This window comes from Flavobacterium sp. KMS (assembly GCF_000813005.1).
Taxonomy (GTDB): Bacteria; Bacteroidota; Bacteroidia; order Flavobacteriales; family Flavobacteriaceae; genus Flavobacterium.
In genome coordinates this window covers 132,884-152,397 of sequence record NZ_JSYP01000011.1, presented here as the reverse complement: position 1 = coordinate 152,397, position 19,514 = coordinate 132,884, and the positions used below count along the sequence as shown (strand labels likewise).

General features: G+C 32.5%; 15 protein-coding genes and 2 tRNA genes. 9 read left to right on the top strand and 8 right to left on the bottom strand.

Features of this window, described 5'->3' with window-relative positions:
* Positions 1 to 10: 10 nt before the first annotated feature.
* The 4 genes from OA93_RS12365 to OA93_RS12350 all read right to left on the bottom strand — a co-directional run bounded on the left by OA93_RS12365 (position 11) and on the right by OA93_RS12350 (position 7,510).
* The gene (locus OA93_RS12365) at positions 11 to 2,848 is read right to left on the bottom strand and encodes a carboxypeptidase-like regulatory domain-containing protein (RefSeq protein ID WP_039113840.1); all 2,838 of its coding nucleotides are present in this window, start codon (positions 2,846 to 2,848) and stop codon (positions 11 to 13) included.
* A gap of 478 nt (positions 2,849 to 3,326) precedes the next feature.
* Positions 3,327 to 4,544 (bottom strand): MFS transporter, encoded by a 1,218-nt coding sequence (locus OA93_RS12360; RefSeq protein ID WP_039113590.1) that lies wholly within the window; start codon positions 4,542 to 4,544, stop codon positions 3,327 to 3,329.
* Positions 4,545 to 5,000: 456 nt separating this feature from the next.
* The gene (locus tag OA93_RS12355; protein WP_039113839.1) at positions 5,001 to 6,041 is read right to left on the bottom strand and encodes a Gfo/Idh/MocA family oxidoreductase; all 1,041 of its coding nucleotides are present in this window, start codon (positions 6,039 to 6,041) and stop codon (positions 5,001 to 5,003) included.
* 401 nt (positions 6,042 to 6,442) lie between these two features.
* Positions 6,443 to 7,510 carry an NADH:flavin oxidoreductase/NADH oxidase gene (locus OA93_RS12350; RefSeq protein ID WP_039113589.1) on the bottom strand — a complete coding sequence of 356 codons (1,068 nt, stop codon included), beginning with the start codon at positions 7,508 to 7,510 and terminating at the stop codon, positions 6,443 to 6,445.
* A 198-nt stretch (positions 7,511 to 7,708) separates the two neighbouring features.
* On the opposite strand from OA93_RS12350, the gene rseP reads away from it, so the two are divergent.
* The 4 genes from rseP to OA93_RS12330 all read left to right on the top strand — a co-directional run bounded on the left by rseP (position 7,709) and on the right by OA93_RS12330 (position 9,674).
* A complete protein-coding gene (gene rseP / locus OA93_RS12345; RefSeq protein ID WP_039113587.1) occupies positions 7,709 to 9,052 on the top strand; it encodes an RIP metalloprotease RseP in 1,344 nt (447 codons plus the stop codon).
* An 83-nt stretch (positions 9,053 to 9,135) separates the two neighbouring features.
* Positions 9,136 to 9,209 (top strand) — tRNA-Asn (locus tag OA93_RS12340).
* Positions 9,210 to 9,248: 39 nt separating this feature from the next.
* Positions 9,249 to 9,322 (top strand) — tRNA-Asn (locus OA93_RS12335).
* A 67-nt stretch (positions 9,323 to 9,389) separates the two neighbouring features.
* Positions 9,390 to 9,674: a GIY-YIG nuclease family protein gene (locus tag OA93_RS12330; RefSeq protein WP_039113585.1), complete on the top strand. Its 285-nt coding sequence runs from the start codon at positions 9,390 to 9,392 to the stop codon at positions 9,672 to 9,674.
* Between the two features lie 875 nt (positions 9,675 to 10,549).
* Here OA93_RS12330 and OA93_RS12325 read toward each other — a convergent pair.
* Positions 10,550 to 10,828 carry a hypothetical protein gene (locus OA93_RS12325; protein ID WP_039113584.1) on the bottom strand — a complete coding sequence of 93 codons (279 nt, stop codon included), beginning with the start codon at positions 10,826 to 10,828 and terminating at the stop codon, positions 10,550 to 10,552.
* Positions 10,829 to 11,001: 173 nt separating this feature from the next.
* Between OA93_RS12325 and OA93_RS12320 the strand changes: the two genes are divergently transcribed.
* The 4 genes from OA93_RS12320 to OA93_RS12305 all read left to right on the top strand — a co-directional run bounded on the left by OA93_RS12320 (position 11,002) and on the right by OA93_RS12305 (position 13,836).
* Positions 11,002 to 11,391: a helix-turn-helix transcriptional regulator gene (locus OA93_RS12320; RefSeq protein WP_039113583.1), complete on the top strand. Its 390-nt coding sequence runs from the start codon at positions 11,002 to 11,004 to the stop codon at positions 11,389 to 11,391.
* Positions 11,392 to 11,471: 80 nt separating this feature from the next.
* Entirely contained in the window at positions 11,472 to 12,245 is a 774-nt protein-coding gene (locus tag OA93_RS12315) for a hypothetical protein (protein WP_039113582.1), read from the top strand.
* Positions 12,246 to 12,744: 499 nt separating this feature from the next.
* Complete coding sequence (locus OA93_RS12310; protein WP_039113579.1) at positions 12,745 to 13,560, top strand: hypothetical protein; 816 nt, start codon at positions 12,745 to 12,747, stop codon at positions 13,558 to 13,560.
* 18 nt (positions 13,561 to 13,578) lie between these two features.
* Positions 13,579 to 13,836, top strand: coding sequence for a hypothetical protein (locus OA93_RS12305; protein ID WP_039113578.1), 258 nt, complete (start codon positions 13,579 to 13,581; stop codon positions 13,834 to 13,836).
* Between the two features lie 55 nt (positions 13,837 to 13,891).
* Here the strand turns inward: OA93_RS12305 and OA93_RS12300 are convergent, their stop codons facing one another.
* From OA93_RS12300 to OA93_RS12290, 3 genes are all read right to left on the bottom strand, one after another.
* Positions 13,892 to 14,077, bottom strand: a complete 186-nt coding sequence (locus tag OA93_RS12300) for a hypothetical protein (RefSeq protein ID WP_039113577.1) — start codon at positions 14,075 to 14,077, stop codon at positions 13,892 to 13,894.
* Complete coding sequence (locus OA93_RS12295; RefSeq protein ID WP_039113574.1) at positions 14,049 to 15,095, bottom strand: ATP-dependent Clp protease proteolytic subunit; 1,047 nt, start codon at positions 15,093 to 15,095, stop codon at positions 14,049 to 14,051. The genes OA93_RS12300 and OA93_RS12295 overlap by 29 nt, the downstream gene beginning before the upstream one ends.
* Before the next feature lie 426 nt (positions 15,096 to 15,521).
* Positions 15,522 to 16,718 carry a C1 family peptidase gene (locus OA93_RS12290; RefSeq protein ID WP_039113572.1) on the bottom strand — a complete coding sequence of 399 codons (1,197 nt, stop codon included), beginning with the start codon at positions 16,716 to 16,718 and terminating at the stop codon, positions 15,522 to 15,524.
* A gap of 327 nt (positions 16,719 to 17,045) precedes the next feature.
* On the opposite strand from OA93_RS12290, the gene OA93_RS12285 reads away from it, so the two are divergent.
* Positions 17,046 to 19,493: a TonB-dependent siderophore receptor gene (locus tag OA93_RS12285; protein ID WP_039113571.1), complete on the top strand. Its 2,448-nt coding sequence runs from the start codon at positions 17,046 to 17,048 to the stop codon at positions 19,491 to 19,493.
* Positions 19,494 to 19,514 lie beyond the last annotated feature (21 nt).

Sequence of the window (19,514 nt, the reverse complement as noted above, 5' to 3'; positions counted from 1 at the left end):
GTTTATATATTTATAAATTAATTGCCAGGTTTCCGAAATAGGTTCTTCCGTATCCATAAAAATACTTTGGCGCAAATGATGGGGTTCCGCTCGAAGCTTGCTGATCTAATCGGCGGAAATTTGCATTCCTTGCTTGTTCAAAACCACCCGTTTTATAGATCGTATTCAGCACATTATTTACACTTGCAAAAAGAGAAATATTCTTTCTGCGAATACGCCATGATTTTCCTCCTGTAATATTTAATAATGAAATCGGATTAAACTTTTCTTGCTTCAATAATACCCTGGCTCTTTCTGCTGAGGCTTCAGGAAAAGGAAAACCACTCTTAGGATTAATATAAAACTGCGCTGTTCTGGAAATTGGAGATACGTCTATATAAGAATTTGTGAGGTAATTTATATTCGCGCCAAGCCACCAATATCTAGGATTACGATATTCAACCCCAAATGAATAGGCTTGTTGTGGCATTCCTGGTTGTTTGTAATTTTTTAGTGCCGCAGTTCCAAAATTATAAACAGGATTACTATTTGTTAAAGATGCCTGAGCATCGTTTGTAATTGTTACATTCGGGTTACTATCATACGTATATTGCCCGTATGCAGCAGACAAAGTGGTTTTAAAAGTAGGCAGGATTTGATATTCAAAACTTAACTCAGCACCAATATTCTTTTTGTTTAAATGTGTTAATGTCTGGCTTACAAATGCATTTGTATTATCATATCCAGCACCATCATCAAAAATTCCTTCGGCATAGAAAAAGGAAGTTTGCGTTGCATTCTTTATCAAACTATAATATCCCGTAAATCTGGTTTTTAGTTTAGGCGAATGATATATGTAGTTTCCTTCAAGACTACTAATGTTCATACTTTCTATTCCGTCGACTATACCATTATTAAGTCGAGCGTTGGGAAATGTATTTCTTATTGTCGGTGCTTTGGTTAAATGCGCTCCATTAAAAAACAACCATTGTTTTCCTGATATTTTATATGTTAATCCTCCCTTAAAAGCAAAATTCTCAAAATTCACTTTCTCACTTTTGCCAAAAGAATTTGTAGCATAGATTCCGTTTTGATATAAACCATCTCTTTGATAAGTAGCACTTGAGAAGGCCTGAGCAAGATAAAAATCGACTTTGCGATAAGAGAATTTAAACTGCGTAAAAACGTCAACTGTATTTGCCAGATAATTATAGTTATATCCATACGTATCTCCTACTCCTACTTGACGATTTGGATGCTGCAAATCCGATTGCGATTGATCGCCTTTGTAAAACAAATCAATATCTACAAAATACGATCCTCCCAATAAATCCGTGAGAAATTGATAATTATGTGATTTTAAATTTCTAAAAGCGATTCCGCCATTAAAAATTATATTCTCCGTTAATTGAGAGTTTATAGTAGAGTTAAAAGATATTGTTTTATCATCTGTTCTGTCTTCATACAAAACGTAATGACTCTGAGCAGCTACATAACCATTTACCATTCCTTTTGAGTCGGTTGTAATAGTTCGATTTGATCGATATAATTCATCCCAATTTATTTGAGGATTTGCTAAGAAATGAGTTCTGTTTATCTCTGCATTTTCATAATCGGGTGTAAAATCGCCTGGGTATTCTCCTCGGTCTTTTGCATAAAGCGAACTATAATAACTTGGTAACTTACGATAATAGGTAGGATCAGGACTATCGGCATTTTGATAATCGATATTACTATTGCTGATTTTCCCGAACTGATATGTTATACTGGAATTTAAAGTTGTTTTATCATCTATCTTAAAAAAATGATTCAGCATTAAAACGGGTTCTTCAACAGTTTTTAGTCGTGCATTTCTTTTCTTACCATCTTGCCACCCCCAATAAGAATTATATTGTTCGTTGGTAAGTTGTGTTACTTCGTTTGTATTTGGTGAATTTTTCCCTCTTGAATTTGGCGTATAAAATCCAGTGAAATTGAGCGAATGACTGTCACTTAATTTCTTTTCGACACTCATAAAGAAAGAATCGGCATCGTAATTTGTTCCTTCAAAATAACCTTCGTTTGCCCAACGTTTCCCTGCTGAAACTACAAAAGCCCATCCAGAAGGCATTAATCCTGTAGCATAGGTTGCCATTGCTCGCAAACTATAATTGGTATTACTACCCGAAAATGTAATTCGGGAAGTTGGTCGGTATATCGAAGCACGGGTATTAATTTGTTGCGTGCCTAAAATCCCTCCAAATGTATAATCTGATGTTGCCGTCCCGACAGAAAACTCTTGATTTCTGGTAGCATCATTCAGCCCACCCCAATTTCCCCATTGTGGTCTGCCATCATACATTTTGTTCATTTCAACACCATTAATCGTCATTTTAGCATGCTCGCTATCTAATCCTCGCATCCTAAAACGGGCTTGTCCCCAATTAAAAGCCGATGCCTGTAAGAACGCATCACGAGATGATTGCAAAAGTCCCGAAGTATTCTCGGATGTACTATTATCATCTGTCAAATCACTCTCGGATAAAGAAATCAGAATAGCTTGTGAACCAATTTGATTGTCTTCATCTAAAATCAAAACTCCTAAATCTGTCATTTGTCCAGAAACAACCTTTACAGGAAAAAGCAAATCTTTATATCCTTGACTGTGCAGTAATAATAATTGATCTCCTTCGGATAATAAAAGTAATTTAAATGTACCATCGCTATCTGTTAATTGCATGGTTGAAGAATTTTGAATACTAACCACAACATATTGCAACGGCTTCTGTGTTCTGGAATCGATAATTTTTCCTAAAAAACCAGTTTCGCTTTGCGCGAAAGAAATCGCTACTTGTAAGATAAATAAGAATACCGCCATCCAACTTTTCATAACCATTTTATTTTTTTAAATTTTAAAATATATTATCGAAAAATGGCGTTCAAGAAAGAATTTCTGAAAGCACTACAACTCAAAAGAATGAACTTTCAAGTTATAGAGCAATCAAGAAAAAAATCTATTTTTGGAATAGTGCTTTAATAATAAAACAAGTGGTATTTTGAAATTCCCTATTAAAAAAATGTACGTTTTTTCTTTAATTTAATTTCAAATATAACTAATTTATATTTAACTTTATTTTTCCTGTTAAATAAAAATACAAAAACGCAGAAAATTACATTATGAAGAGCTGAGAAAATTAACGTATTACATCATTCACTTTCATACTTAAAGTTCTAAACTAACACTTTAGTTTGAACCATGTAAGTAATGAAAGTAAATATAAGCGTGACTATCAGCATAAAAACTTAAATGAGCTTACATAACTTATATGTTTAACTTCTTTCCACAATTTTAAAGTAATGTGATATGATTATTCTATTGCTTTGATTCTTGTAACCATAAAAGCAATAAAAAATCCGAAGATACCGATAAAAGCAAAAGAAAAACGAAGACCAAAAGCTTCGGCAATATGACCGATAACAGGTGGTCCCATTAAAAAACCAAGAAAGCTAACGCTCGAAACGATTGTTAAAGCTTCACCTGCCGGAACCGATGGGTTTTTACCCGCAACACTGTACAAAGTTGGCACAACAGTAGAAACTCCTAAACCAACAAACATAAAGGCAATTGTACAAGGAATTATATAAGGGAAAAGAACTGAGGTAAAAAGTCCAAGCGAAATGACCAATCCGCTTATTTGCAGTACTTTTTTTCTTCCGAATTTAAGAATTAGTCCATCACCAAGAAAACGTCCGCTTGCCATCATAATCATGAATGATGTATACCCTAAGATTTCTAATGCCCCAGGAGCTTTTACGACATCTTTAAAATAGACACCGCTCCAATCGAACATTACTCCTTCGCTCGCCATACAACAAAACCCAATTACTCCAAGCCAAATTAATGAACTGTCTGGTTTTGCAAAAAGTTTCTTTTTCTTCTCCTGTACTTTGATTTTTTCTTTGGCTTTGACCAAAAATTTATAATTGAAAGCAATCATAATAAGTACAATTCCTGCAACAATTACAAAATGATAATATGGTGATAGTTTTAACGCTAACATTCCTAAACCAACTAAAGCTCCTGTAAAACCAGCAAAACTCCACATGCCATGAAAGGAAGACATTATAGTTTTCTTGAAAAGTACTTCGGTGTAAACTCCTTGTGTATTTACTGCAATATTGGCTAGGTTTCCGAATACTCCGAAAAGGAATAAACCTATAGATAACTGCCATGATGTAGTTGCTAAACCTAAATTAGTTAAACTAAAAGCATAAAATAGTAAAGAAAAAATTAAGATTCTATGACTGCCAAAACGAGTTACAACTTTACCAGAAAAAGGCATAATTAGTAATTGTCCCAACGGTAATGCAAACAAAATAGATCCTAATTGTCCTTCGCTTAAATCTAATGCGGCTTTAATACTCGGAATTCGGCTTGCCCAAGTAGCAAAACATAAACCCATTGCAAAATAAAACATTCCGACAGCAAAACGGATTCGGTTTAAGTACGAAGCTTTAGCATTTTTATATGTTTTCTTAAATTTTGCTTTACTTCTGAATCTGCCTAGGAAGTTTAAATCTATCAAAATGAGTTATTTAAAGTTTGATTGGACAAAATTACGAAAATCATCCTTAACATTAATTCAACCCTACTAGTTAGGATTAATTATAACGTTATTGTTTATAAATTAAGTGGAACGCAAATGGAACACGGATGAAGCGGATTCGCCAAGGCGAAAAAACGGATAAAAACGGATTTTCTCCCATCCAAAAGCTGAATGTCATTAAGTTAAGAATAAAAGCGCCGAATAAATCTCACGCAAAGTCGCCAAGCCGCCAAGTTTACACCTAAAACCTTTGCGCTTTTGCGTCTTTGCGCGAAAAAAATTAATCATAATTAAATCAAAAAAGCTTAACTTAATAACGTTGTCAAAAACTTAGGGATTAATTATTTTTAAAAATCCGTATTTTTCCGCGTCTTTACTTTAGTAAATCCGTCCCGACGCTTCGGGATCGCGTTACTTTCGCAAAGAGTTAAATGCTTACAAATCAATCACTTTGTGTTGCGCATTACTTGCAATAGCTGCTTCGATGATTTTCATGGTTTTAACACCATCTTCGGCTGTAACTGGCTCTATAGCATTTGTCGTAATCGACTTGTAAACTCCATCAAAGAACTCATAATAGTTTCCTTGTAAAGTTGGAATTTTCTCTTTGATAACCTCACCATCAATTTCTGTGTGTAAAATTCCGTTTAAACCTTCTGCTTCTGTTCCCCAAGTTACAGTATCTGGTTTTTTGCTCAATTTTAAATCATCTTCCTGAACATCTCCACGAGGTTTTAAGAACGAACCTTTTTTTCCGTGAACTACATAAGCTGGATTGGCTTCTCTAACAAAGAAACTAGCTTTTAGTCGAACTCTAAAATCATCGTAATATAATAGTAAATCGATATAATCATCGACCAATGAATTTTCGCGTGTTATTCGGATGTCTGCAAAGACTGATTTTGGAAATCCAAACAGATGCAATGCCTGATCTATTAAATGTGGTCCTAAATCTTTTAGAATTCCTGCGCCTGAATTGGCAGTTTCTTTATGTGTTTTAATACTTAATAAAGGATTATAACGATCAAAATGAAATTCGGCTTCGACCAAATCTCCTAACAAACCGTCTTTAACAACCTTTTGAACGGTTTTAAAATCACTATCCCATCTTCTGTTCTGGAAAACGGCCAATTTTAATCCTTTTGCTTTAGCTAAATCAGCCAATTCTTGTGCCTGTGCAACGGTGGTTGTAAATGCTTTTTCGACTATAGCGTGTTTACCAGCCTCTAGAACTTTTTTGGCATATTCGTAATGTGTTTCAACTGGTGTGTTTACAATCACCAAATCGACATCGTCTGCAAGAACATCATCGATAGTTGGGTAACTTTTTACTGTTGGATAATCTTCTTGTATTAATTTCTTGCTTCTTTCCCAAGAACCAATAAGTTCAAATCCTGGGTGAATGTTTATAAATGGTGCGTGAAAAACTTTCCCCGACATTCCGTATGATAATAGTGCTGTTTTTATTTTTTGCATTTGATTTTTATTTTTTTTCTTCACCATTAAGAGATGAAGAAAATTAAGTTTATTGTTTTGTCACTCCCGATAGGTATAGAGATAAAGGATTTTCCACCATTAAGAAATGAAGAAAAAATTAAGTTTCTCTTTTTAATGAAACTCAGTTAATGTTTATTGTTTTTGTCACTGATTAAATTAAGTTTTTTTACCATTAAGAAATAAAGAAAACTAAGTTCAAAGCTTAATATAACTTAATCTCTTAATGGTTCAATTAAAAAACTTGTGTTTTATTTCTTCTAACCATTAACAGATTGAAAAAAATTAAGTTCAACGCTTAATATAACTTAATCTCTTAATGGTTCAGTTAGAAACTCATGTTTTATCTCTTAATGGTTTAAATAAAAAACATTAATGTTTCATCAAATCTTAGCTCGTTCGTATTGTTTTGGCCATTGTATATCGGAGTTTAACTCGGATGCAAAATGCAAAGCCAAGTTTGGGTCACGAAGCGATTCTCTGGCAAACAAAATCAAATCGGCTTGACCTGAAGTTAAGATTGCTTCGGCTTGAGTAGCCTCGGTGATTAAACCTACTGCTCCTGTTAAAACTCCAGTGTCTTTTTTTATCCTTTCGGCAAAAGGAACCTGATAATTTGGTCCTAGTGCAATTTTTTGATGAGAAACCAATCCTCCCGAAGAAACATCTACAACATCTACTCCTTTAGATTTTAAAATTGCCGAAAGCTGTACCGATTCTTCAAGATTCCAACCTCCTTCTGCCCAATCGGTTGCCGAGATTCGAACAAACAACGGTAAATCTGCTGGCCATTCTGATTGTACTGCATCAACGATTTCTAAGGTAAGACGAATTCTATTTTCGAAACTTCCGCCATATTCATCAGTTCTTAAATTAGACAATGGCGACATAAACTGGTGTAACAAATATCCATGCGCTCCATGAATTTCCAAAACCTGATATCCTGCAGCAACGGCTCTTTTGGTAGTTGACTTAAAATCGGCAATTACTTTCTGAATTCCTTCTTTATCCAAAGCTATTGGAGCAGCTTCATTATCATGATAACCTATTGCACTTGGCGCAACGGTTTGCCATCCGCCTTGAGCGAAATCTAACTTTTTATTTCCTTGCCATGGAGCTGAAACACTCGCCTTGCGTCCGGCATGTGCAATCTGGATTCCGGGAATGGCATTTTGAGAAACAATAAATGTATTGATTGCTTTTAATTTTTCTATTTGTTCGTCTTTCCACAGTCCTAAATCCTCGGGTGATATTCTTGCTTCAGGCGAAACCGCTGTTGCTTCCTGAATTATCAATGCTGAACCTCCCGTTGCACGAGCTCCTAAATGTACCAAATGCCAATCGTTAGCAAAACCATCAATAGCTGAATATTGACACATTGGCGAAATAACGATTCTATTTTTTAAGGTGATTTTTTTTATCGAAAGCGGAGAAAATAATAATGAAGCCATATAATGTAACTTTTAGCGGATTAACACTACTAATATTTAAAATAGTGTTTAAAAAGTAAAGTTACTGCATCTTGTTAAAAGTAGAAATCTAAATGTTTATTAATTAACAAACATTTAAAACCTTATGACTTATATTGCACTATGAATTAAAATAGAAAACGTTACTTTTGTGCGTTATTTAAGAACTAAAATTAAACAATGGATATAGTTATCAAGCTTTCTCAATTTTTATTGAGTTTATCATTACTTATTATTCTTCACGAATTAGGGCATTTTATCCCCGCAAAATTATTTAAAACAAGAGTCGAAAAATTCTATTTATTTTTTGATGTCAAATTTTCACTTCTAAAAAAGAAAATTGGCGATACTGAATATGGTATCGGTTGGTTACCTCTGGGTGGTTATGTAAAAATCTCCGGAATGATTGACGAAAGTATGGACAAGGAACAAATGGCTTTACCACCACAACCTTGGGAGTTTCGTTCTAAACCAGCTTGGCAACGTTTAATCATTATGTTGGGTGGTGTTACGGTAAACTTTATTCTTGCGTTTATTATATATATAGGAATGGCATTTGCTTATGGTGAAACTTATGTTGCTAATGCTGACATAAAAGACGGTCTTTCTATTGAAAATCCTGTTATGATTAAAGCTGGTTTTAAAACTGGTGATAAGATTCTAGCTATCGATGGTAAAAAAGTAGAGAGTTTCGACAATCAAATAAACATGGACTTAGTGATGTCTAAACAAGTTCTTATTGAAAGAAACGGTGTTGAACAAACTATCCAGATGCCAAACGATCTTGTTGACCAATTATCAAAACATGAAAAAAGCCCTCTTGCTTCTATAAGAATGCCTTTTGTTATTGGAAATATTGCTGCTGAATCTCCAAATAAAGAATTGCAACCAAAAGATTTGGTTACTTCTCTTAACGGACAGAAAGTAAAATATTATGACGAGGTAAAAACAATACTAGAAAATAACAAAGGAAAAACTATTCCTGCCGTTGTTTTAAGAAACCAAAAAGAGACTCCAGTTAATGCTATTGTTACTAAAGAAGGTAAACTTGGTGTAAATGTTGGTACTCTAGGAATGGAATCATTAGAGAAATTAGGCTACTATAAAATAAGTACTAAAGAGTTTGGATTCTTTGAATCGATTCCTGTAGGGATTGAAAAAGGAAAAGATCAATTGGTAAGTTACGGAAAACAGCTTAAAATGATTTTTAACCCAGAAACCAAAGCTTACAAACAAGTAGGTGGTTTTGCGGCTATTTATAATATTTTCCCTAGTACTTGGAGTTGGGAAGTGTTCTGGTCTATCACTGCACTTTTATCAATTATGCTTGGAGTAATGAATTTATTACCGATTCCTGCTCTTGATGGTGGTCATGTGATGTTTTTATTATACGAAATCATTAGCGGTAAAAAACCAAGCGATAAATTCCTAGAAAACGCGCAAATGGTTGGCTTCGTTTTACTTATAACATTGCTTTTATTTGCTAACGGTAACGATATTTATAAAGCAATCGTAGGCAAGTAAAATTTATTAATAAAAAGTGCGAAAAAATTTTTTAGAAAGGAAAAAACCTTCTATATTTGCACTCGCTAAAAAGAACAACAACTTCCTCCTTAGCTCAGTTGGTTAGAGCATCTGACTGTTAATCAGAGGGTCCTTGGTTCGAGCCCAAGAGGGGGAGCAACTTTTTTTTAGCAAACATATTTACCTTTAAGGTGATTCCTTCTTAGCTCAGTTGGTTAGAGCATCTGACTGTTAATCAGAGGGTCCTTGGTTCGAGCCCAAGAGAGGGAGCTTAAAATACCACTTACAAATGTAAGTGGTATTTTTTTTTTTGCACATTACATCCAATCTGTTCCTTATGCACTTTGTTTACATTATTTACTCTCCAAGCAAGGAAACCTATTATATTGGGGAAACTTCAGATATTCAAATTAGAATACAATGGCATAATTTAGGTCAGTTTAAAAATTCACACACCAAAATTGCAAATGACTGGACATTGTTTTATTCTATTGAATGTGTTGATATTTATCAAGCAAGAAAAATAGAAAAACATATAAAAAGTATGAAAAGCAAAACCTACCTTCTTAATTTGCAAAAATATCCTGAGATTACAGAAAAACTATTATTGAAATACTGTTAATCAGAGAGTCCTTGTTCCGATAGCTATCGGAACGAGCCCAAGAGAGGGAGCAAAAAAGACTATCAGAAATGATAGTCTTTTTTTTTGGTTATAGGTTTCCCATATTTTATTCCTTACCTCAAACCCGATAACACAGATTTTCATTGATTGTGGTTTTTTACCGCAAAGAACACAAAGGTTACGCAAAGATTCGCAAAGTTTAATCAATAGCTTTTCAAACAACGATAACGCGAATCCATTGTTTGTGGGTTTTACCGCAAAGAGCGCAAAAGATTACACAAAGATCCACAAAGCTTAATCAATAGCTTTGATAACCTTTTTGCTCGATAACACGGTTTCCCTTATTTTATTATCACCCAATCTTGTCACCCTGAGGAACGAAGGGTCTCCGCTAGTAACTCGATTACAAAAGTTGAGCATTAAATAAAAAGACTTTACCGCAAAGAGCACAAAGAAAAAAACGCAGAGGTTCGCAAAATTTAATCAATAGCTTTTCAAACAACGATAACGCGGATCCATTGTTTGTGGGCTTTTACCGCAAAGAGCGCAAAGGATTTACACAAAGGTTCGCAAAGCTTAATCAATAGCTTTGATAACCTTTTTGCTCGACAACACGGTTTCCCTTATTTTATTATCACCCAATCTTGTCACCCTGAGGAACGAAGGGTCTCCGCTAGTAACTCGATTACAAAAGTTGAGCATTAAATAAAAAGACTTTACCGCAAAGAACACAAAGGTTACGCAAAGATTCGCAAAGCTTAATCAATAACTTAGCGAACCTCTGCGTCTTTTTCTCTTTGCGCTCTTTGCGGTTAAATTGAGCGTTATTATATTACGACTGTTTTACACGCAAAATTAGAAGCATAAAGGCATTATTAAGCTTTTACAATCCCATTGCAGGCTTTTTCTATTTCTTGATCGGAGAATCGCTCTAATGCTTTTTTCAGCATTTTACTCGTTTTAATACAACTTATCATTTTAGTTCGTAAATCCTGGTCATTACCGATTTCTGTTTTGAGAATATTCTCGAAAATTTCAACTAAATAGTCCGGTTGATACCTAAACTCTCCTTCCACCCAAAGAGCCGAAAGGAATCTCGCTACCGATTGCATTACCTCATCATGATGCAATGGAATATGATTTTCTTTTTGCATTACTATATTTTTTTGTTTTTAATCTCTACCTGTGCGAAAAATTGTATTTTTACAACACATCGCAATTAAGCAATCTATTCAACTGTACTGTATCATTTCTAGCCGTACCGTACTTAGCTAAATATGTTTTTTACATATTGACTGTTATTACACTTAATTATTATCTTTGAATTATGAGCACACTTACAAAACCAAATCATATAGGGCGAAAAATAAGCCGTATTCGTGAACTTCGAGATATGAAGCAAGAAGCTTTGGCACAAGCTTTAGGAACAAACCAACAAGCAATCTCTGCTATTGAAAACAGCGAAACAATAGATGATGAAAAACTTAAGGCAATAGCTGAAGCATTAGGAGTTTCTGTTGAAGGAATTAAAAATTTCTCTGAAGAAGCGGTTTTAAATATTATTGGAAACACATTAAATGACGGCAGTGTCATTAATGGAAACGCATATAATTGTACTTTTAATCCGCTTGATAAAGTGGTAGAACTTTATGAGCGTTTGGTTTTGGCTGAAAAAGAGAAAGTTGAATATTTGGAGAAGTTATTAAAAGGGAAGTAAATCCTTTGCAGAAATATTATCGTTAATAATTAAGAAAGAGGACTCATGAGAGCCCTCTTTCTTATTAAATTACCCCCCTTATGAAGAAAATCTATTGGTCAAACAGATGGAATACCCTTGCAGATGAAATTAAGTTTACATTTTTGATAAGCTTCTCCCTAATTATTATTATAGAATTTGGCCTTGGTGAATTCAATGCCTTCAATGATTTTTGCTATAGATTTGGGCAATTTATACTAAAACTAAGCTATTCTTTTACAGCTGCATCTATTTTCTATTTCTTAGTTCAACATATGCCAAAAGAAAGAAAAAGAATAAAGCTACACGGCTTACTAAGTTATAAAATACGCAACATAGAAATGCAAATCACCTACCTTATTAAAGATTTATTGGGAGATAACGAATTAAAAACTATTAAAGAAATATCACTCATTAAATGCTCAAATTTACTTGCTGACCTCTCAGTAGATAAAGAAATAAATATAGATAATATGTTAATTAAAGGCACTTATTCAAATGAAGAATATTTCAAATTATCTATTGCTAATACATTGAATTTCTGTGATGAAATTTTAGAATATAACGAATATGTCGACACAAAAGCAATCCATAGAATTGCTCAAATTAAATCATCTTGCGAAAATATAACGAGATTAAACATCTATCACAAAACTAACAATTTACGCAAATATGATTTTGATTTTTACAATATTATACAACATAATCTTAAATTAGAAGAAGCTATTCAAAGCTATTCTAAAAATTACTATAAAGAAAGTCAAGCACTTAACACAACGTACCATAAGATCAAAGAAGGGGAACAATTTGAAGGAGATGATATTATTAATAATTGACTATCTTATTTTGACCATAACTCAAGGTTGAAACCGTGTGATACAAATTGCAATAATGCATTACACTCCAACGGTTGAAACCGTTGGCTATGTTTATAACATTTTATTTTTATTTACTACCTCATTTACCCATATTCAAAAAAAGCCTTATGAATTCTAAGGTTTTTTATGCATTTTTAATTGACTAGCCTAAATTTATACATCTACATCAAAGCACATTCAAGAAAGTTTTTATCTATATTAAAGAAAATCTACAAATAACTATTAGAAAATCTTAATGAAGATAAAGAAAGTTATTAGTAATGATGAATCTTTATATATACTTAAATCATTACATCAAAATAGATATAAAAATTTCTATAACTTAAAGTAAAAAGATTGTCACCATTGTTAATAATCTAAAAACAATACATAATTTAACTATTTATAGCTATTCCATTGTTAATTATTTACTATTTATTTTATCTTTATATTAAAATATGCGTTTAAATTTTTTTATATGAAAGACATGAATAAGAACAGCCCCTATGATGAGCTAGTTAATTTTGACGACCAACCACGAGAAATCAAAGAAAACGACAGGGAAAGATTATTAGAAGAATTAGAAAAATTTAATAAATGGTTAATTGATGAAAAAGTTACTGAATCTTTATTTGACATTAAAGATGTAACAATAGAGCCAACTTCTAAAGGAGACTGGATTATGAAAGTTCATAATCATAATGGAGCACAAAAAGTTTCATTCAATCCTGTTAATCTTAACGCATGGGGATATGATTTCTTTGAGGTTGTAATTTTACATGAATATTTTCATCTTGTTGTTCAAAAAGTACCAAATAAAGATGATGCTGTAAAAATTAAAGATTATTTCGGATCAGATTTTATGAGTTTAATAGATATTGAAGCAGATTTTTATGTAGCTTTATATTTGAAAGATATAAAAGGCTATAATATAGATTCATATTGGGAATTGAATTTTAAAGGCTCGACAGCTTTTTCTGACGATTGGATTAGAGCAAAAAAATTTGAACGCTTTTTAGGATCATTATTATCAGTGAATAAAATGTTTTTAAGTCCAACAAAAATATTTGATTTATATTTGCCCTCAATTTCTCCTGTTTACACAGAAGATCATATGAAAATTTTAGTATTAAAGCGCGAACATATATATTTTGAAGAAATAAACGCATCTTATCAAGATTTTATTGATATAAAAAAGATCTATAAACAACCTTCAGAACACAGTGTTACAGGATATATAAAAACGATTAAAAAATTCACAGCAAAAGCTTTGAATACCTCAATAGAGTATTAACATTTTAAAAAAAAATGTATGAATAGTATAGAAGAAAAAAAAGTTATAGTTGAAAAATGGTTGGGTAAAAACGGTTTTTCTAATATTAAATTCACAGACAATAACTATTTTGTCAAGGCTGATGGAAGAGATCAGAAAATGTTCATTACTATTAAAGATAATTTTGATCTCGATAAAGACGAATTGAAAAAGTTTGCAACAAAAAACTACAGACAAGCATGGATTGCTGACGTGAAAAACGAAAATGAAGAATCAATAGATTGGGAATATATTTAATTTGTTTGATTGATTAATATTAATAAATAAAGCCACTCAAATTGAGTGGCTTTATTTATTTTAAAAAGATTAAATTATTTTTCTGCTGAGATGGAAATGCATTCTTAAACTTATCTGGTTTAGGCTTCTCAAATTGTTTTTTAGAATTTTCGATTTTGATTCTGAAACCAGCATTAGGATCTTCATACAAAGCTTTCTTTAAAGCTGATGTATCAGTTTGCGGGATCGTTCTTTTTTCCATTGTGATTAATTTTTTTAGTGGTAGGTTTTTTTGTAACGTCTGCTTTTGATTTAGGTTGTTTTCGTTCAACAGTTTTATGATCTATTCCATTATTAAGCAATTCTTGAGGAATAGGTAATGTTTCATTTTCTTCTTGATTTTGTTTTATAATAAATCCTATAAAAGTAAAATCTTCTTGGATTATCAATTCAGAAGAAATTTCGGTAAGTAAATTTTCGTAAATAATTCCTAATTCGCTTGATTTTGATACATTCGTCAGAAATTGAGAAATCAAATTATAATCAATAACATATCCATGATCTGGACAGCCGTTAACTAAATAATCAATTAAATAGGCTTTGTTTTTGTCAGGCAAATTAGGATGATACGTAGAAAGTATCCGATCCGCATAATTATGACCTATCTCCAACATTCTCTTTTTTCTCCCCAAATGGTATGGATTAATTTGACTTAATAAAGGTTTGTAAAATGAAGCTAAATATTCTAAAAGCTGTTTTGATAATTCAATTTTATTAATTTTAATATCATTACTGGAATAAAGGTTTGTAAACATTTGATAGTATAGTTCCTGCGACCTAGCTTCTATTCTTCGAACAGAATATTCATCATTCAATGCACTTTCTCTATCAATTTCAGGACTATCATCTCTTTCAACAGCAATTTGAATATCTAAAGGCCCAAACTCTCCAAATTCATCCATTATAATTTTAGTTGCGCCTAAACTGAGTAATGTTGCAGCACTTTTAGCCCAAAAGGGAACTATTACATTTACCGTTTCAAAATTATTTCTTAAAGTTCTTATTATTCTGTAAGCATCAGCTGGCGATCCTCCTGGGGAATTAATTATAAAATCTATTTCATTAACATCTGCAAATTCTTTTTTAAAGGAAAGTATTTCATCTCTTACTGCTACCATAGTATGAGGATGAATTGCTTCTGCAAATAAAAATTGAGGAATATCACTCCTTATTTCAGATAGATTTTCGATTAAATCTAGAATTTTAATTTTTTTACTCATGATATCCTTTAATGAATTATTTTAAAACACTAACTAAACAATATACTATGTAATTATCATAAATATATGATTTTACAAAATCAAAACGTCATTTTAATATCAATTTATAATACAGCAACTAAAGACTTTAAATTAACTTAATCAATGATCATAGTAAATATACTATAAATTAATAATATAAAAACAGGTAAATTTACTTGTTTATAAATTTACTAAAGACTCTGTTTTTTAATTTAAAAACTAAGGTAGAACTTTAATAAGATTTTTTTTAACTTTTTATCAAATTTGAATAATGCTATATTTTGGGTATATCATTGTTATATTTTAATTCCATCAAAATCGATGTAATTAAAAACAATAAATACAATAAAAAAGCGCCACAATTTCTTGTAGCGCTTTCTTTATATTTTAAAAGTTCTAATTAACTTAAACTCCTAACTTCTTAGCAATATCAGCAGGTAATCCGCCTTTGTTTACCATAAGAGCAGTAGTTTTATACTTCACGAAGTTTTTAGTTACAAACAAGAAACCTTTGTAGTCATTTGTTTCTCCCCAAGAATTTTTTACGATGTAATATTCTTTACCAGTTTGATCTTTGGCTAAACCAATAATGTGCATTCCGTGATCATCTGTAGTTTGATAGTTATCAAAAGCAGCCTGACGCATTTCGGCAGTAATTTCTGGTTCTGCTTTTGGTCCGTTAAACATATCTGCTTTTTCATCTGCAGTCATATCATCAAATTTCTTTGTTGGTACATATGCTACACCGTTTTTCCAGCTAAAGCTTTTCTCACTTACATCTGTAGCCCAAGCTACTGTATATCCTTTTTTTAATGCATTATCAATAACATCGGTCATGTCATTAACTTTTACATTGTAAACCTGATCAAATGACCAGTTGTCTGGCACTGCCAATAATGTTTTTTGGTAATATGGAGCTGTTGTAAATGATGACATTTCAACATATTCATCTGGATTAACACCTACTATCTCTTTAGCAAATGATTGTGGTGTATAATTTTTTCCTTTGTAAGTAAAGTTTTCTGGCACTTTTCCTAAGTAAGAATCAATAACTGCTGCATAGGCTTTTTCCCAGTTTGGAGTAAGTTCTCCGTTTGGATTTTTTACTACTGCTGTTAAAACACCTTCGTTTATAGCTGCCATTTCGGCAAATTTATTTTTATCTGTTCCGTAGTTTAATCCTGTATATACTTCTCTTGGAACAGCTCCGTATTTTCTGTACATATTGATTACATCATGCAATGAACCTCCGTCGCCTAATGTTACTGCTCCATGCATACGCACGTAGTTTTTACCTTTTTCTACATACACATTTCTTGCAGAGAAAATTTGAGACAACTCAACTGGTTGTTTCCCAAGTCTAATCATTTCTGACTCTAAGAAAGAGTTTGTCGCATAGCTCCAACATGTTCCTGAAGAACCTTGAGATTTTACCGATGTTGTTCCTAGGTTAATTTGCTCCGTAAATTTAAAATTCTCTTTACTTTTTTCGCTTGCATTTAACTTTAAAGAGTTAACCAAAATGTCTTGTGCGAAACAACCACTCACACCTACCATAAAGGCAGATGCTGCGAATACCGATTTCATCGTAATTTTATACATAATCAATGATTTAAATAGTTGACTAATTAGTAGCCTTGATTTTATTTTTGTTACAAAACAATTAAATATTAAATAAAAAAACTAACCTAATGCAGTTAATTTTTATACAATGTTTTTATTAATCTATAAAAACTTACAAAATACTCAAAACAGGTAATCTTTTTTTAGCAATAAAGTAAAATTATGCTGTTGCTTCTAAATAAAAAGTCCTGAATAATCTAACACTCACGCGTGTTCTCTTTTTTTATATAAAGTTTTCTTAAATTATTATTTTTATCAAGTCTAAATAAATATATATTTGCACCGTAAAAATCCAAATACCATACAATGAAACTAATTTATATAGTGCTACTTATAGCATTTTTTAATATTGGGCAAGCTCAAACTACCCAAATTACAGGAAAAATAGTTACCGAAAACAATGAAGAGGCTTCTTATGCAGCTGTCTTTATTAAGGAACTAAAAAAGAATATCTCCGCCGACGAAAAGGGGAATTTCCAGATCAATAATCTTAAACCAGGAACCTACACTCTTCTTTTTTCTAGTTTAGGTCTTTCTTCTCAGGAAAAATCGATCGAATTACATGAGGATGAAAAACTAAACTTACCAACCATTACGCTAAAAGAAAATATTAATACGCTGCAAACTGTAGAGATTACTGGTAGAAAAGAGAAATCATACAAAAACACAAAATCTTTTATTGGTGCAAAAACAGAAATTGCTCTTAAGGATTTACCACAAGCGGTTTCTTATGCTACTAAAGAACTAATTGCCGACCAAGGCGCAATACGCATCGGAGAGGTTATAAAGAATTTTAGTGGTGTAAGTCAGTTCACTTTTTATGATGATGTATCGATTAGAGGTTTTAGAATAAATGGAGGAAGCAATACGCAATTACTAAATGGTTTAAGAACTTCGACAGGATTCTGGAAACAGCCTTTGGCAAATTATCTGGAACGTGTAGAAGTATTAAAAGGTCCATCATCAGCATTATTTGGTAATGCATCGCCTGGTGGAGTTATAAATAGGGTAACCAAAAAACCATTGGATCAACCAGCAAATAGTATCAGTTTTTCTACAGGAAGTTTTAATACTCTTAGAGCATTAGCCGATTTTACAGGACCGCTTACCGAAGATAAATCACTTTTATACCGCTTGAATATAGGTTACGAGAATGCCAATTCTTTTAGAGATTTACAATTTGATAAGAACATTGTTATTGCTCCTTCGCTATCGTTTTTACCAAATGATAAAACCCGAGTAAACTTTGATTTAATTTATACAAGTTCAAAAGGGATGCTAGATCGTGGACAATCGACTTACGAAAACAACTTGTATTCTACAAAAACCAAACAATCATTAAACTCTCCTAATGATTATCTTAACGAAGAAACTTATATTGTTACAACTTCATTAAACCATCAATTTACCGATAAGTTGTCATTCTCTGCTTCGTATATCCGAACTGGCTATAATGAAGACTTGCTAGAACATCGTGGCGCCAACAAATATGCGTCTGCAGCAGATGGTAGTACAATTCCGTCTGCGATAGAAATGCAGGTTTTTATGCGTAAACGTAAACGCTATATCGATAATATCTCGACCTTTTTTGTGTACAAAACAAAAACAGGCGATTTAGATCATAATTTAATCTTAGGATATGACTACGCTCAGGAACAAGTACCATCTGGAGGTTCTCAGCTTGAGGCAAAAGGATACAGAAATGCAGCAAATAATGGAGCGATTAATACTTATAATCCAAAAAATAGCAATGCTTATTTATTAGATTCCAAAGGAAATCCTGTTCCGAATGTTGCTCATTTTGACTTAACAAATCCGTCTGGATCACAACAACTAAAGGATGTTAGCAAATATTTTTATACTGCACGTCCATTCGACCCTAGCTATTATTCTTTATATGGAATCTATTTGCAGGATCATATAAAATGGGGACGTCTGCAAGCCTTAATTGGAGTTCGATATGACGAATATACCGACCGCGAAAATTACACAAAAGACAATGAGAAGAAAGTAAAACAACATTCATTCTTACCACGTATAGGTCTAACGTACACTGTAAACTCAAACATTAATGTTTATGGTACCTACGTAAAAGGATATAACCCACAAACCACATCATCATTATCTAATCCAAATGCTGGTGGACCTTTTGATCCTTTAGAAAGTAATATGATAGAATTTGGAGGTAAATCGTCATGGTTTAAAGAAAAGTTATTCGTTACTCTGGCACTATTTAAGATTCAACAAAAAAACACGTTGTATAATGCCAATGATCCTTCTAATATTGACTTAATGAGACAGGTTGGTACAGAAGAATCTAAAGGAATTGAAATTGATGTAAATGGAAGTATAACTCGCCAATGGAGTATTTCTGCAGCTTACTCTTATAACGAAGCACATATTACCGAAAGTCCAATAGCTGACGAAATAGGAAGACAAAAACCAAACACTCCAATACAACAAGGAAACATCTGGACACGTTATAATTTTGTAGATGGTGCTCTAAAAGATTTTGGGCTTGCTATGGGAACAAACTTTGTAACAACTCGTAACTTAAGTATTAGTGCAACACAAACAATACCTGGTTACACGTTAATGAATGCTGCTTTGTATTACACTATTAACAAATTTAAAATACAATTGAACGCAAATAATCTAACCAATAAAACCTATTGGGTTGGTGGATATGATTACATCCGTTTATTTCCCGGAGCTCCAAGAAACTGGTTGCTTACGCTTGGATATTCATTTTAAGAAAACGGTATAGAAATAAAA